Genomic DNA, 15,215 nt, shown 5'->3' with positions numbered 1-15,215 from the left:
AAAGGGCCGGTGCAGGCAATTGGGTGATGTGCTGGCGGTACCGGCCTCTTCGCAGCACAAGGCTGCTCCTACCGGGACGCGGTACAGGCACGGAGTCAGCGCTTGGCCGCCAGCCAAGGCCGGCAGCTGGCGAACATGTCCAGCGACTGCTGGTAGAGCTCGGTGTGCACCTGCAACAGGCCGAGCATGGAGTGGAACAGGTTGTCCTGCGACAGCGGGGCATCGCTGAGCTTGGCCAGGCAGTCGGTGTCGATACCGAAGTCTTCCTTGTAGCTGTCGGAGAACCAGGTCAACAGCGGCACATGCTTCTGCTGCTCTGGGGCGATGGCGTAAGGCGTGCCGTGCAGGAACAGGTTGTACTCGCCCAGCGACTCGCCATGGTCGGACAGGTAGATCATGGCCGTGTCGACTTTGTCCTGTTTGCTGCGCAAGGTGTCGATCAGCGATGCCAGCACCTTGTCGGTGTAGGCCAGGGTGTTGTCGTAGCCGTTGATGATTTCCTGCTCGCTGCACTGGTTCAGCGCGTTGCTCTGGCACACCGGCGTGAAGCGCTCGCCGCCATTGGGGTAGCGCTTGAAGTATTCGGGGCCGTGGCTGCCCATCTGGTGCAGCACCAGCACGGTATCCTTGTCGAGGTTGTCAATCAGCTCGTCCAGGCCTTGCAGCAGGATCTGGTCATGGCATTCGCCATTGGCGCACAGTTGAGGGTCCTTGAGGTTGCTGACATCGATGAACTGCACGCGGTCGCAGGTACCCTTGCAGCCCGACTGGTTGTCACGCCACTGCACGGCCAGGCCGGCACGCTGAAGGATGTCCAGCAGCCCTTCGCGGTTCTTCGCCACACGGGCATCGTAGTCCTTGCGCTTCATGCCCGAGAACATGCACGGCACCGAGACCGCCGTTTCCGTACCGCACGAATGCACATCGGAAAACGCCAGCAGGCCCTGTTCCTTGGCCAGGTTCGGCGTGGTATCGCGGTCATAGCCCAGCACGCCGAAATGGTCTGCCCGCGCACTTTCACCGACCACCAGCACTGTCAGCGACTTGCGCTCATGTTTTTGCCAGGCGGCATCACGCTTGGCATCTTCGCCATAACTCTGGAACGGGCGCGCGGCAGTACCGACACGCTCGCTGACATAACCAATGGAGGCCCCGACGATATTGCTCGGGGTCAGCATCAGGCGCAGTTCGTGGTGGTTGCGAAACAGCGACGACAAGCCTTGATAGTTGACCAGCGCCACCGAGCCAAGGGCCACTACACAGGCACCACTGACCACCAGCTTGCCGAGCAGCTCACGGTGCCAGGGGCGATAGGCGATCGGCGCCTTCCACAGCAGCACCGAAGGCAATACGCCCAGCAGCAGGATATAGGCAGCAAACTTCAGCGACATCAAGTCGCGCACTTCTGCAACATTGGTCTCGGCCATATTGCGGAACATGCCGGCATCAATAAGTACACCGTACTGGTTCATGAAGTAAGCCACACCGGCTCCACTCATGAACAACACGATAAGTAACGGCTTCAATACATACCGGAAGGCAAATAAGGTGAGGATCAGATTGAAGGCGAACAGCATCAGCACGGCAAATGCCAGGCTCAGCCACAGCCCCGACAGGCCGGCGGGCACGACCTCTTGCAGATGCTCCCAAAGGAACATGTTCAAGCCAATCAGCAGGTAAAGGCTGGCCAGCAGCGTGACCCATTCAGTCCGCAGGGATTTGAAGTTGAGCATCAGTGTTCGCAATCAAGAGTGATTATCAACCCCCAGGCCGGATGGCACCGCGGGAAAGTTGGGCGAACTCTAGAAAGTGCGTCATCAATTTTTTGTGAAAAAGTCGGTAACAATTTCGTGAAGCGGTGTCTTTTATCAATTACGTCAAGGTCATTCAGCTGCCGTTCAGCCTGGCAGCGGTCACAAGCCGGCGCAAACGCGGCTATCCTCAGTGGTCAGGACCTTACCGACAACCCTGACAGAGGTGAAGAAATGCCAGTTCCGCATGATCTGCTCGCTGACCTGCACGTTACCGCTGATGCATTCCAGGCGCTCATAGACAAGGACCAGACGCTGCACGCGCTGCACAAGGAGTACAACGCCAAGGACAAGGAGGTGGTCGCCGCCGAAGGCAACGGTACCAACGACGACGCCGTCAACCGGCTACGCAAGGAACGGTTGCTGATCAAGGACAAGATCGAACGGATCATCCATCCGCCGAAATCCTGATGGAAATGTACTGAATTCACTGGCCTCTTCGCGGCGGTTCGACGCCTCGATAAACCCGCTCCCACAGGGACCGCACAAAACCTGAGGGCAGCGCTATCCCTGTGGGAGCGGGTTCACCCGCGAAGGGGCCAGCAGCCCTTACACAGCAGCCAAAGCCTTCAAGGCCCCATCCAGGTCCTCGATCAGGTCGCGGTAATCCTCGATCCCCATCGACAACCGCAGCAGGTTCTCGCTGATCCCCATCACCCCTTTCTGCTCCGGGCTCAGCGAGCAGTGCGACATGGTCCACGAGTGGTTGATCATGCTCTCCACCCCGCCCAGCGAGTCGGCCAGCACAAAAATCTGCAACGCCTCCACCAGGCGGTTGAGCGCGGCCCGATCACCCTTGACCTTCATCGCCACCACCGCCCCGCCACTGCGCATCTGGCGGTTGCACAGGTCATGCTGGGGGTGGCTTTCCAGCCCCGGGTAATACACCTGCTCGATCTGCGCATGCCCTTCCAGGAAGCGTGCCACCTGCAAGGCGTTGCTGCATTGGCGCTCCATGCGCACATCCAGGGTCTTCAGGCCGCGCAGGGCGAGGTAGCAGTCGAACGGCCCCTGCACCGCGCCAATCGCCATGCTGATGCGGCGCAGGCGCGCCAGCAGCGCATCATTGGCCGCCACTACCACGCCGCCGGTCAGGTCGGAATGGCCGCCGATGTATTTGCTGGCCGAGTGCATCACCAGGTCCACGCCCAGGGTGATCGGACGCTGGTTCCATGGTGAGCAGAAGGTGTTGTCGATGCAGGTGAGAATACCCCGCGCCTTGGCCAGGTCGCACACCGCCTTGATGTCGACCAGGTGCAGCAACGGGTTGGTCGGCGACTCGATCCAGATCAGCTGGGTTTGGGGCTTGATGGCGGCGGCCACCGCCTCAAGGTCGTTGAGGTCGACATAGGTGGTGGTCAGGCCCGAGGTGCGGCTGCGGTAGTCTTCCAGGATGCGGAAGGTGCCGCCGTACACGCCGTTCATCACCACCACATGGGCGTCCTTGGGCAGCAGCTCCAGCACCGTCGCAGTGGCATTCACCCCCGAGGCACAGGCCACCGCGCCCACGCCTTCTTCCAGGGCGGCGACACAGGTTTCGTAGGCATGCCGGGTGGGGTTGCCGACCCGGCTGTAGGAGTATTCCGGCTTGTCGTCCAGGCTGCGCTTGGTGAACGAGCTGGCGGTGACGATGGCCGGGAAAATGGCGTTTTCGGCGACGCTGAACTGCTCGCCGGCGTGAATGGTACGGGTGGCGAAATTGCGCGGCTTGTCGGACATGGTCAGGCCCATTGGCAGAGTGAAGGCTGCAACTATCGCACAACCCAAATCTTCTGGCCTTGGGGTAATCTGTGAAAAATTTTTCTACACGGCCCGCGCGCGATATGGACAGTTTCGACCAGCACATTCTTACCCTGCTTCAGCGCGATGCCTCAATCTCGCTAAAGGACCTGGCCGAGGCCGTCAACCTGTCCACCACGCCATGCTGGAAGCGGGTCAAGCGCCTGGAAGAAGACGGCTACATACTCGGCCGTGTCGCCCTGCTGGACCCCGAACGGCTAGGGCTTGGGCTGACGGTGTTCGTCCAGCTCAAGACCCAGCGCCACGACAGCGCCTGGCTGGAGCAGTTTGCCGCGACGGTGACCGGGTTCGAGGAAGTGATGGAGTTCTACCGCATGTCGGGGGATTGGGACTACATGCTGCGGGTGGTGGTGGGGGATATTGCGGCGTATGACCGGTTCTACAAAAAGCTGATTACCCGCACCGACGGGCTGTCGAACATCACCTCCAGTTTTGCCATGGAGCAGATGAAATACACCACGGCTTACCCGGTACATCGGTGATCAAGGGCTGCTTTGCAGCCCATTCGCGGCACAAGGCCGCTCCTACAGGTGATCGCGTTCCCCTGTAGGAGCGGCCTTGTGCCGCGAAGAGGCCGGTACAGGCAACCCATCAATCCGCTGCCAACACCGCCGCAATCCGGTTCCCTGCCTTGGCTTTCTCGACCTTGATCGCCACAAATTTCGAGGTCGGGGTGTAGGTCCCCTCGCCATAACTCTCCAGTGGCACCAGCGGGTTGGTCTCCGGGTAATACGCCGCCGCCTGCCCCTCAGGCACGTCATACGCCACCAGGCGGAACCCCGACACCCGCCGCTCCACGCCATCCTCCCACAGCGACACCAGGTCCACCTGCTCACCCGGCTCGAAGCCCAGGCGGCGGATGTCGGCCTCGTTGACGAACACCACCTCACGCAGGCCGAACACCCCGCGGTAGCGGTCGTCCAGGCCGTACAGGGTGGTGTTGTACTGGTCGTGCGAACGCAGGGTCTGCAGGATCAGGTCGGGTTTGTCGCCACGGGCCAGTACCTTGGCGTTGATCAACTCTTCCGGCAGTGCGTGGGGCATGAACCGGGCCTTGCCCGTGGCCGTGCGGAAGTTGCGATCGGCGGCATTGTTGCCCAGGTGGAAACCGCCCGGGCTATGCAGGCGTTCGTTGAAGCCGGTGAAACCAGGGATCACGTCGGCGATCATGTCGCGAATGCGGTTGTAGTCAGCCACCGCATACTCCCAGTCGATCGGCTGATTGCCCAGCGTGGCCTTGGCCATGCCGGCGACGATCCACGGTTCCGAGCGCATGTGCGGCGAACGCGGGCGCAACTGGCCGTTGGAGAGGTGCACCATGCTGAAGGTGTCCTCCACGGTCACACCTTGCGGCCCCTCGGCCTGCAGGTCGATTTCGGTACGGCCCAGGCACGGCAGGATCAGCGCATCACGACCGGTGACCAGGTGCGAGCGGTTGAGCTTGGTGGAAATCTGCACGGTCAACGCGCAGTTCTGCAGCGCCGCGTGGGTGCGCGGGGTGTCCGGGGTGGCTTGGGCGAAGTTGCCGCCCAGGGCGATGAACACCTTGGCCCGCCGCTCTTCCATGGCCTTGATCGCCAGCACCGCGTTGTGCCCGTGGGCACGCGGCACACGGAACTGGAAGCGTTTTTCGATGGCATCGAGCAGCGCCGCCTTGGGCTTTTCGTCAATGCCCATGGTGCGGTCGCCCTGCACGTTGCTGTGGCCGCGCACCGGCGACAGGCCGGCGCCGGGCTTGCCGACGTTGCCGCGCAGCAACTGCAGGTTGACGATTTCCTGCACGGTCGGCACCGAATGGCGGTGCTGGGTGACACCCATGGCCCAGCACATGATCACCCGCTCGGCCTTGCGGTACATGCGCGCAGCCAGCTCGATCTCGGCCAGGGTCAGGCCCGACTGCTTGACGATGTGTTCCCAGGAGGTGGCGTCCACCGCTGCCAGGTAGTCATCGACGCCGCTGGTGTGCTCGGCGATGAAAGCATGGTCGAACACCGCGGGCTCGCCCTTGGCCTGGGCTTCGCGCTCCCACTGCAAGAGGAATTTGGCAATGCCACGCATGGCTGCCATGTCACCGCCCAAGGCCGGGCGGAAGTAGGCACTGGACGTCGGCTCGGAGCCGTTGCTGAGCATTTCGAAGGGGTGCTGCGGGTGCTGGAAACGCTCCAGGCCACGCTCTTTCAGCGGGTTGAAGCACACCACCTGGGCCCCGCGCTTGACCGCCTCGCGCAGCGGTTCGAGCATGCGCGGGTGGTTGGTGCCCGGGTTCTGGCCGATGACGAAGATCGCGTCGGCCAGCTCCAGGTCGTGGAACACCACGGTGCCCTTGCCCACCCCGAGGGTTTCCGACATGCCTGCGCCGCTGGCTTCGTGGCACATGTTCGAGCAATCGGGGAAGTTGTTGGTGCCGTAAGCACGCACGAACAGCTGATAGAGGAACGCCGCCTCGTTGCTGGCCCGGCCCGAGGTGTAGAACTCGGCCTCGTCGGGCGACTGCAGCGCACGCAGGTGCGTGGCGACCAGCTCGAAGGCTTCCTGCCAGGTGGTTTCGACATAGTGGTCGGTGGCTGCGTCGTAGCGCATCGGGTGCGTGAGGCGGCCCTGGTATTCGAGCCAGTAGTCGGTCTGGTCCTTCAGCGCACTGACGCTGTATTGAGCGAAGAAGGCCGGGTCGACCGAGCGGCCGGTGGCTTCCCAGTTAACGGCCTTGGCGCCGTTTTCGCAGAACTTGACCATGTCGCTTTCCGGCGACTCGCCCCAGGCACAGCCGGGGCAGTCGAAGCCGCCGTTCTGGTTGGTCTTGAGCATGGCCCGCAGGTTCTTGAAGGCGTTTTCGCTGCCCAGCCAGCTTTTGGTCACGCTCTTGAGCGCCCCCCAGCCGGCGGCTGCGCCTTTGTAGTCCCTGATGTGTTCGTCCTGGCTCATGCGATGAATCCTCACGCTTCGATGCTTTTATTCAGCCTATGGAGCGTGGGGGTGGGGCGTCCAATCGAAAGATCTTACGGCGTGATAGGCGGTTTCGATCATGGGCTGAAACCGCGTTGTAGCCTTCGCGGGTGAACCCGCTCCCACAGGGATCACACAGGTCTTGAAACCTGCGCAGTACCTGTGGGAGCGGGTTTACCCGCGAATGAGGCGACGCGGTCCAGGCACTGAAATACCTGGCCAGCAGCCGTGATAGAAACCATCGATCAACCAGTCAGACAAAGCAATTTGACGCCCCTGCGGCCAGGTTATAGCTTGGAGTTGTGTCCCAACCCATTCGAGCGCGAACGTGGAACAGAACAGCCGGGCCCTGATCGACGGCTTCAACCGGAAAATCGACTACCTGCGGATGTCGGTCACCGACCGCTGTGACTTCCGTTGCGTGTACTGCATGGCCGAAGACATGCAGTTCCTGCCGCGCCAGCAAATTCTCAGCCTCGAAGAGCTGTTCCAGGTGGCCGAGCGCTTCGTCGCCCTGGGCACCCGCAAGATCCGCCTGACCGGCGGCGAGCCCCTGGTACGCCAGGGCATCGTCGAGTTGTGCGGGCGCATTGCCGCCCTGCCCGGCCTGCGCGAACTGTGCATGACCAGCAACGGCTCGCAACTCGGGCGCCTGGCCCAGCCGCTGTTTGATGCCGGCGTGACGCGCCTGAACATCAGCCTCGACAGCCTGGACGCCGACCGCTTCAAGCAGCTGACCCGCACCGGCGACCTGCACCAGGTTATCGCCGGCATCGACGCCGCACGCCAGGCCGGTTTCAAGCGCACCAAGCTCAACTGCGTGGTGCTCAAAGGCCGCAACGATCATGAACTGGTCGACCTGGTGCGCTTTGCCATCGATCGCGAACTGGACATCACCTTCATCGAAGAAATGCCGCTGGGGGTGATCAGCGAACACGAGCGCGGCGAGTCGTTCTGCTCCAGTGATGAAGTCCGTGCGCGCCTTGCCGAGCAGTTCACCCTGATCGAATCCACCGAATCCTCACAGGGCCCGGCCCGCTACTGGCGCCTGGCCGAAGCCGCCAACACCCGGGTCGGCTTCATTTCGCCGCACAGCCACAACTTCTGCGCCACCTGCAACCGCGTGCGCCTGACGGTCGAAGGCCGCCTGCTGCTGTGCCTGGGCAATGAACACTCGGTGGACCTGAAGCACGTACTGCGCGCCCACCCCGGCAATGCCGAACGCCTGGAAAAGGCCATCCGCGATTCGCTGCATCTCAAACCCTACCGCCATCACTTCGAAGTGGGTGGCGACGTGCAGATCCTGCGCTTCATGAACATGACCGGCGGCTGATCAGCCGTCTCTGGATTTCCATGATTGTCCACCCAAACCCCGATGTGCTGCGCGTGCTGTTTACCCTCAAGGGTTCGATCGTCAAGCGCATTGCCCTGCGCTGCCTGATGGTGACCTTGCTGGCCGCGCTGATCGTGCTGGTCGAGCGCCATTACCCGGCGTTTTTCTACCCGGTGAGTGCCACGCCGTTCACCTTGCTTGGCCTGTCGCTGTCTATTTTCATGAGCTTTCGCAACAACGCCTGCTATGACCGTTGGTGGGAGGGCCGCAAGGCCTGGGGCAAGCTGATCATCGAAACCCGCTCGTTCGTGCGCGAAAGCGTGGTGATTGCCGACGAAACGCTGCGCACCGAACTGCTGCGCAACCTGTGCGGTTTTGCCCATGCATTGAATGCGCGGCTGCGGGGTGAGGACGAGCTGGCGGCTGCCCGGCCATGGCTCGCCCGGCCAGAGGCGATCAGCCCGCACAACGTGTGCGATGGCATCCTGCGCGAGATTGGCCAGCATTGCTCAAGGCTGGCAGAGCAACAGCAGATCAGTGACTGGCGCTACAGCTTGCTGGAGCAGCGACTGGTAGGCCTGACCGAGGTACAGGCCACCTGCGAACGGATCAAATTCACGCCCTTGCCCTTCCCCTACACGCTGCTGCTGCACCGCACCATCTACATCTTCTGCCTGCTGCTGCCGTTTGCCCTGGCCGAGCCGCTGGGCTGGCTGGCGCCGCTGTTCACCACCATCGTGGGGTACACGTTCTTCGGGCTGGATGCGATTGGCAACGAGCTGGAAGACCCGTTCGGGCGCGATGAGAACGATTTGCCGACCGACGCCATGGTGCGGACCGTGGAGCGGGATGTGCTGGCAGGGTTGGGAGAACAGCAGCTGCCGCCGGCGTTGTTGCCGGTGGGGTATGTGTTGAGCTGACAGTTTGTGCTTGCCTGCACTGGCCTCTTCGCGGGTAAACCCGCTCCCACAGGTACAGCACAAGGTTCAAATGCAGGGGAGATCCTGTGGGAGCGGGTTTACCCGCGAAGAGGCCGGTACAGGCTGAAGATCAACCCCGGCTTGCGCAGGCCTCGATCGGCAGCAGGTGTTTGACGAAGTTACATGGCCGGTGCCGGGCATCCAGCTGCTCGGCCAGGATCCCCTCCCACGCCGTGCGGCAGGCCCCGGTAGAGCCCGGCAGGCAGCACACCAAGGTGCGGTTGGACAACCCGGCCAACGCCCGGCTCTGCACGGTCGAGGTGCCGATATCCAGAATCGACAAGGCCCGGAACAGCTCGCCAAAACCATCGATGCGCTTGTCCAGCAGGCACTCGACGGCCTCCGGCGTGCTGTCGCGCCCGGTAAAGCCGGTGCCGCCGGTGATCAGCACCACCTGCACCTGCTCATCGGCAATCCAGGTCGCCACCTGGGCGCGGATCTTGTACAGGTCGTCCTTGAGCAGCGCCCGCGCCACCAGCCTGTGGCCGATCTCTACCGAACGGCTGGCCAGCAGCTCGCCGGAGGTATCGTTGTCGTAGGTACGGGTGTCGCTGACAGTCAGCACGGCGATGTTCAGCGGTACGAAAACCGCATCGGGTTGGACGCGCACGGTAAAGCTCCTTGGATGGCATTGTCGCCACGCTAGAGGCACGGCCCGAGGGCGTCCAATCAATATGGCGTACCGGGCGATCAATGACATCTATCGCAGACGTGGGTTAAGGTCTGCATAACCAGACGCCAGGCACTTTCATGGACATCAAGCAGCTCAAGTTCCTCATCGCCCTCGACCAGACCCGCCACTTCGGCCAGGCGGCGGCGCTGTGCCATATCACTCAACCGACGCTGTCCATGCGCCTGCGCAACCTGGAGGACGAACTGGAGCTGGTGCTGGTCAAACGCGGCCAGCGCTTCGAAGGTTTCACCGAAGCCGGCGAGCGCATCCTGGCCTGGGCCCGCACCCTGCTTGCCGCCCACGACGGCCTGCAGGCCGAGGCCGCCAGCTGCCGTGGCCAGGTGGTCGGCAGCCTGCGCCTGGGCACCGTGCCGCTGGCCAGCTTCAACCCCATGCACCTGCTGTTGCCGCTGCGCGAAAAATACCCCGAACTGCACTTTCAGCTCAGCTCGCTGAGCTCGGAGCAGGTCATCGACGGGCTCAGCCGCAACCAGCTCGACCTGGGTATCTGCTACCTGGACCAGGTCAATACCAGCTTCTTCGAAGTGATCGAACTGGGCACCACCACCATGGGCCTGTTGCACGACACCCGGCACTTCCAGTTCGCCAGCGACCCGCTGCGCTGGGATGCACTCAGCGACATACCACTGGGCCTGCTGAGCAAAGGCATGCACTACCGCCAATCGCTGGACCTGAGCTTCCGCAGCCGCGGCCTGGAGCCGAATGCGGTGCTGGAAAGCGACTCGACCTTCCAGCTGATCCAGGCCATCAACACCGGCATGTGCTGCGCGATCATGCCGCTGGATTGCGGCCTGGAAGACCTCAGCGAGCACCTGCGCATCGTGCCGGTGGCCGACGCCGCCATCCACAGCCAGGTCGGCCTGCTGCTGCGCCGCAGCGAGCCGCGTTCGGCGATTGCCGAACAGTGCTTTACCGAGGCACGGGCACTGTTTCAAGCCACCTGATCGCTGGTTGCCTGGCGGTACTGGCGCGGGGTAAAGCCGGTCAGTTGCTTGAACTGGCGGCTGAAGGCGCTGTGGTCGGTGTAGCCGCAGCACATCGCCACTTCAGTGATCGGCAGGTCCGAATGCAACAGGCGGTGGGCGTGCTCAAGGCGCGCCTTGTGGATCATCTGCCGGGGCGTGAGGTGGAACACCCGTTTGCAATAGCGCTCCAGCTGGGCCACGGAAATACCGGCGATGCGGGTCAGCTCGCCCATGCTGATCGGCTGGTGAAAGTGCTGGCGAATGTGCTCGTCCACCGCGGCCAGGCGCTGATAGGCGGGGTGGCTGTCGGCGGCTGATTGCAGGTCGACCGAAATGCCGACCAGGCCGATGATCTCGCCTGCCTGGCTGTACAGCGGGCGCTTGTGGGTCAGGCACCAGCCGGGCTCGCGGCTGCCGTACAGGTGCAGCTCCAGCTGGTCTGCCAGCACCAGGCCTTCCTTGAGCACGCGGCGGTCCTGCTCGGTGTAGCCGGGGCCAAGCTGTGCCGGGAACACTTCGGCGCTGGTCTTGCCCAGCAACGGTTGCAGGCGCTTGAGGCCGCAGCGCTGGACCAGGGTGGTGTTGGCCAGCACGTAGCGGGCGGCCGGGTCCTTGATGAAGATGGCGGCATTGGGGATGGCGTCGAGGATCGGCAGCAGCAGCGACACACCGGCCAGCAAGGCCTCGAGGGTGGCGGGGCGGTGCTGGTCGAGGGACTGGTAGAGGGTTGCCAGGGGGGTGTTGGTCATCTTCTCTATCTCGGTTTGCTGGGCCGGCCTCTTCGCAGCGCAAGGCTGCTCCTACAGGGACCGCACAGGTCTTGATAGCCACGCGGTCCTTGTAGGAGCAGCCTTGTGCTGCGAAGAGGCCAGCACCGGCACTGCATCTCTCAAACCCTTATCCGGTATGGCCTACAGCCTATCCACCAGCCCACCCTGGCCGCCAGCTTTTTTTGCAACTGTGCCGATTTCGTCATCCCCCCTGCAGAAAACCATCAAGAACCGTCGCCCCGACCGGTTCACTCTATGCCCCACGCAAGCCGCCCAAGTCCTACAAGAGCGCGGCCCAAGAAGCCGCATCTCGTGACATCAGACCTGCCTATCCAATAACCAACAAAAAGGCGAACCCATGTCAGGCAAATTCAAAAAACAGTTATCACTGCTGGACCTCACCTTCATCGGCCTAGGGGCCATCTTCGGCTCCGGCTGGCTTTTCGCCGCCAGCCACGTCTCGGCCATCGCCGGCCCGGCCGGCATCCTCTCCTGGTTCCTCGGCGGGTTCGCCGTACTGCTGCTGGGCATCGTCTACTGCGAGCTGGGCGCCGCCCTGCCCCGCGCCGGTGGCGTGGTGCGCTACCCGGTGTACTCGCACGGCCCGCTGCTCGGCTACCTGATGGGTTTCATCACCCTGATCGCCTTTTCCAGCCTGATCGCCATCGAAGTGGTCGCCTCACGCCAATACGCCGCCGCCTGGTTCCCCGGGCTGACCAAGGCTGGCTCCAGCGACCCGACCGTGCTCGGCTGGCTGGTGCAGTTCGCCCTGCTGGGGCTGTTCTTCTTCCTCAACTACCGCAGCGTGAAAACCTTCGCCAAGGCCAACAACCTGGTCAGCGTGTTCAAGTTCATCGTGCCGCTGCTGGTGATCGGCGTGCTGTTCACCTTCTTCAAACCAGAAAACTTCGAGGTCCAGGGCTTTGCCCCGTTCGGCCTGTCCGGCGTGGAAATGGCCGTATCGGCCGGTGGCATCATCTTCGCCTACCTGGGCCTGACGCCGATCATTTCGGTGGCCAGCGAGGTGAAGAACCCACAACGCACCATCCCGATTGCGCTGATTCTTTCGGTATTGCTGTCCACCGCGATCTACGCCCTGCTGCAACTGGCCTTCCTCGGCAGCGTGCCCACCGAAATGCTCGCCAACGGCTGGGCCAGCGTGACCAAGGAACTGGCCCTGCCCTACCGTGACATCGCCCTGGCCCTGGGTGTGGGCTGGCTGGCCTACCTGGTGGTGGCCGACGCCGTGATCTCGCCCAGCGGCTGCGGCAACATCTACATGAACGCCACCCCGCGCGTGATCTATGGCTGGGCGCAGACCGGCACCTTCTTCAAGTACTTCACCCGCATCGATGCAGAATCCGGCATCCCGCGCCCGGCGCTGTGGCTGACCTTCGGCCTGTCGGTGTTCTGGACCCTGCCGTTCCCCTCGTGGGAAGCGCTGATCAACGTGGTATCCGCAGCCCTGGTACTGAGCTACGCCGTAGCGCCGGTCACCGTCGCCGCCCTGCGCCGCAATGCACCCGACATGCCGCGCCCGTTCCGGGTCAAGGGCATGGCCGTGCTTGGCCCGCTGTCGTTCATCATCGCCGCGCTGATCGTCTACTGGTCCGGCTGGAACACCGTGTCGTGGCTGCTGGCCCTGCAAATCGCGATGTTCGTGCTGTACCTGCTGTGCAGCCGTTTCGTACCCACCCAGCACCTGTCGCTGGCCCAGCAAGTGCGCTCGTCGGCGTGGCTGATCGGCTTCTACGCGGTAACCATCCTGCTGTCGTGGCTGGGCAGCTTCGGCGGCCTGGGGGTGCTCGGCCACCCGTTCGACACCGTGGTCGTGGCCGCCTGCGCGCTGGGCATCTACTACTGGGGCGCGGCCACTGGCGTGCCTGCCCACCTGGTGCGCCTGGAAGGTGAAGACGAAAGCGAAGCCGCCGCTGAAACCTATACCGGCCGCCCTGCCGCCGTCGCTTCCTGATCTTTTACGCAAGGGACACGCCCATGAAACAGATTCACGTCATCGACTCCCACACTGGCGGCGAACCGACCCGCCTGGTGATGAAGGGCTTCCCGCAACTGCACGGCCGCAGCATGGCCGAGCAGCGCGACGAACTGCGCGAGCTGCACGACCCATGGCGTCGTGCCTGCCTGCTGGAACCACGCGGCAACGATGTGCTGGTGGGCGCGCTGTACTGCCCACCGGTGTCGGCCGACGCCACCTGCGGGGTGATCTTCTTCAACAACGCCGGCTACCTGAACATGTGCGGCCACGGCACCATCGGCCTGGTTGCCTCGTTGCAACACCTGGGCCTGATCGCACCGGGTGTGCACAAGATCGACACCCCGGTCGGCCAGGTCAGCGCCACCCTGCATGAAGACGGCGCCATCACCGTCGGCAACGTGCCCTCCTACCGCTACCGCCAGCAGGTGGCGGTGGAGGTGCCAGGCCATGGTGTGGTGCGTGGCGACATCGCCTGGGGTGGCAACTGGTTCTTCCTGGTTTCCGAACACGGCCAGCGTATCGAGCTGGACAACCGCGAGGCGCTGACCGAATACACCTGGGCCATGCTCAAGGCCCTCGAAGCCCAAGGCATTACCGGTGAAAACGGCGCGCCTATCGACCACGTCGAGCTGTTTGCCGACGACGCCAACGCCGACAGCCGCAACTTCGTGATGTGCCCCGGCAAGGCCTACGACCGCTCGCCCTGCGGCACCGGCACCAGCGCCAAGCTGGCCTGCCTGGCCGCCGACGGCAAGCTTGCCGAAGGCCAGACCTGGATACAGGCCAGCATCACCGGCAGCCAGTTCCATGGCCGCTACGAGCGCGACGGCGACCACATTCGCCCGTTCATCACCGGCCGCGCCTACATGACCGCCGACAGCACCTTGCTGATCGACGAACAGGACCCGTTCGCCTGGGGCATCTGACCCCGGCCTTTTTCCGACTGAATACTGCGAGGAGTGACAACAATGACCAACAACATCTTCACCGGCACCATGCCCGCCCTGATGACCCCGTGCACCGCCGACCGTAAACCGGACTTCGATGCCTTGGTGCGCAAGGGCCGCGAACTGATCGAAGCCGGCATGAGTGCCGTGGTGTACTGCGGCTCGATGGGCGACTGGCCGCTGCTGACCGAAGCCGAGCGCCAGGAAGGCGTGGCGCGCCTGGTGGCCGCCGGCATCCCGACCATTGTCGGCACCGGCGCGGTGAACACCCGTGAAGCGGTAGCGCATGCGGCACACGCCGCCGAAGTGGGCGCCGCCGGCCTGATGGTCATCCCCCGCGTGCTCAGCCGCGGCGCTTCGCTGATCGCCCAGAAGCACCACTTCTCGGCCATCCTCGCCGCCGCGCCCAAGCTGCCGGCGGTGATCTACAACAGCCCCTACTACGGCTTTGCCACCCGCGCCGACCTGTTCTTCGAACTGCGCCGCGAGTTCCCCAACCTGATCGGCTTCAAGGAATTCGGCGGCGGCGCCGACCTGCGCTACGCCGCCGAGCACATCACCTCCAAGGATGACGACGTGACCCTGATGGTCGGCGTGGACACCCAGGTGGTGCATGGCTTCGTCAACTGCAACGCCACCGGCGCCATCACCGGTATCGGCAACGCCCTGCCGCGCGAGGTGCTACACCTGGTAAGCCTGAGCAAGCAGGCGGCCAAGGGTGATGCCAAGGCCCGCCGCCTGGCGCGCGAGCTGGAAGCGGCGCTGGCGGTGCTGTCGTCGTTCGATGAGGGCTGTGACCTGGTGCTGTACTACAAGCACCTGATGGTGCTGAACGGCGACAGCGAGTACAGCCTGCACTTCAACGAAACCGACGTGCTGACCGACGCCCAGCGCAACTACGCCGAGCAGCAGTACGCGCTGTTCCGCAGCTGGTACGCCAGCTGGTCGGCCGAACAGAACATCGCCTAAGCAGCCG

13 protein-coding genes are annotated in these 15,215 nt (G+C 63.5%); 8 read left to right on the top strand and 5 right to left on the bottom strand.

Features of this window, described 5'->3' with window-relative positions; genetic code table 11:
* Positions 1-95: 95 nt before the first annotated feature.
* Positions 96-1,733 (bottom strand): phosphoethanolamine transferase, encoded by a 1,638-nt coding sequence (locus ABOC32_RS10190; protein ID WP_426810939.1) that lies wholly within the window; start codon positions 1,731-1,733, stop codon positions 96-98.
* 252 nt (positions 1,734-1,985) lie between these two features.
* Here ABOC32_RS10190 and ABOC32_RS10185 point away from each other — a divergent pair, with 252 nt between their 5' ends.
* On the top strand, positions 1,986-2,222 hold the full coding sequence (locus ABOC32_RS10185) for a YdcH family protein (RefSeq protein WP_234229525.1): 237 nt from the start codon (positions 1,986-1,988) through the stop codon (positions 2,220-2,222).
* A gap of 138 nt (positions 2,223-2,360) precedes the next feature.
* Here the strand turns inward: ABOC32_RS10185 and ABOC32_RS10180 are convergent, their stop codons facing one another.
* Positions 2,361-3,542 carry a trans-sulfuration enzyme family protein gene (locus tag ABOC32_RS10180; RefSeq protein WP_426810938.1) on the bottom strand — a complete coding sequence of 394 codons (1,182 nt, stop codon included), beginning with the start codon at positions 3,540-3,542 and terminating at the stop codon, positions 2,361-2,363.
* A 92-nt stretch (positions 3,543-3,634) separates the two neighbouring features.
* Here ABOC32_RS10180 and ABOC32_RS10175 point away from each other — a divergent pair, with 92 nt between their 5' ends.
* Entirely contained in the window at positions 3,635-4,093 is a 459-nt protein-coding gene (locus tag ABOC32_RS10175) for an Lrp/AsnC family transcriptional regulator (RefSeq protein WP_426810937.1), read from the top strand.
* A 109-nt stretch (positions 4,094-4,202) separates the two neighbouring features.
* On the opposite strand, the gene ABOC32_RS10170 is transcribed toward ABOC32_RS10175, so the two are convergent.
* Complete coding sequence (locus tag ABOC32_RS10170; protein ID WP_426810936.1) at positions 4,203-6,533, bottom strand: FdhF/YdeP family oxidoreductase; 2,331 nt, start codon at positions 6,531-6,533, stop codon at positions 4,203-4,205.
* A gap of 349 nt (positions 6,534-6,882) precedes the next feature.
* Between ABOC32_RS10170 and moaA the strand changes: the two genes are divergently transcribed.
* A complete protein-coding gene (gene moaA / locus ABOC32_RS10165; protein WP_043204241.1) occupies positions 6,883-7,887 on the top strand; it encodes a GTP 3',8-cyclase MoaA in 1,005 nt (334 codons plus the stop codon).
* Positions 7,888-7,907: 20 nt separating this feature from the next.
* Positions 7,908-8,807, top strand: coding sequence for a bestrophin family protein (locus tag ABOC32_RS10160; protein ID WP_086974611.1), 900 nt, complete (start codon positions 7,908-7,910; stop codon positions 8,805-8,807).
* A 130-nt stretch (positions 8,808-8,937) separates the two neighbouring features.
* On the opposite strand, the gene moaB is transcribed toward ABOC32_RS10160, so the two are convergent.
* A complete protein-coding gene (moaB, locus tag ABOC32_RS10155) occupies positions 8,938-9,477 on the bottom strand; it encodes a molybdenum cofactor biosynthesis protein B (protein ID WP_043204243.1) in 540 nt (179 codons plus the stop codon).
* A gap of 140 nt (positions 9,478-9,617) precedes the next feature.
* On the opposite strand from moaB, the gene ABOC32_RS10150 reads away from it, so the two are divergent.
* A complete protein-coding gene (locus ABOC32_RS10150) occupies positions 9,618-10,505 on the top strand; it encodes a LysR family transcriptional regulator (RefSeq protein WP_234229520.1) in 888 nt (295 codons plus the stop codon).
* On the opposite strand, the gene ABOC32_RS10145 is transcribed toward ABOC32_RS10150, so the two are convergent.
* Positions 10,493-11,275 carry a helix-turn-helix domain-containing protein gene (locus ABOC32_RS10145; protein WP_426810935.1) on the bottom strand — a complete coding sequence of 261 codons (783 nt, stop codon included), beginning with the start codon at positions 11,273-11,275 and terminating at the stop codon, positions 10,493-10,495. The genes ABOC32_RS10150 and ABOC32_RS10145 overlap by 13 nt on opposite strands.
* Before the next feature lie 379 nt (positions 11,276-11,654).
* Here ABOC32_RS10145 and ABOC32_RS10140 point away from each other — a divergent pair, with 379 nt between their 5' ends.
* Genes ABOC32_RS10140 through ABOC32_RS10130 form a run of 3 tightly spaced genes read left to right on the top strand, consistent with a single transcriptional unit; the run spans position 11,655 to position 15,208 of the window.
* Positions 11,655-13,268 carry an APC family permease gene (locus tag ABOC32_RS10140; protein ID WP_426810934.1) on the top strand — a complete coding sequence of 538 codons (1,614 nt, stop codon included), beginning with the start codon at positions 11,655-11,657 and terminating at the stop codon, positions 13,266-13,268.
* A 23-nt stretch (positions 13,269-13,291) separates the two neighbouring features.
* Positions 13,292-14,218: a 4-hydroxyproline epimerase gene (locus ABOC32_RS10135; RefSeq protein WP_426810933.1), complete on the top strand. Its 927-nt coding sequence runs from the start codon at positions 13,292-13,294 to the stop codon at positions 14,216-14,218.
* A gap of 42 nt (positions 14,219-14,260) precedes the next feature.
* The gene (locus ABOC32_RS10130) at positions 14,261-15,208 is read left to right on the top strand and encodes a dihydrodipicolinate synthase family protein (protein WP_426810932.1); all 948 of its coding nucleotides are present in this window, start codon (positions 14,261-14,263) and stop codon (positions 15,206-15,208) included.
* Positions 15,209-15,215: the final 7 nt, after the last annotated feature.

It is taken from the genome of Pseudomonas sp. WOUb67 (genome assembly GCF_050058005.1).
GTDB lineage: Bacteria > Pseudomonadota > Gammaproteobacteria > Pseudomonadales > Pseudomonadaceae > Aquipseudomonas > Aquipseudomonas putida_R.
The sequence above is the reverse complement of the archived record's forward strand: the minus strand, read 5'-3'. Positions and strand labels throughout refer to the sequence as shown.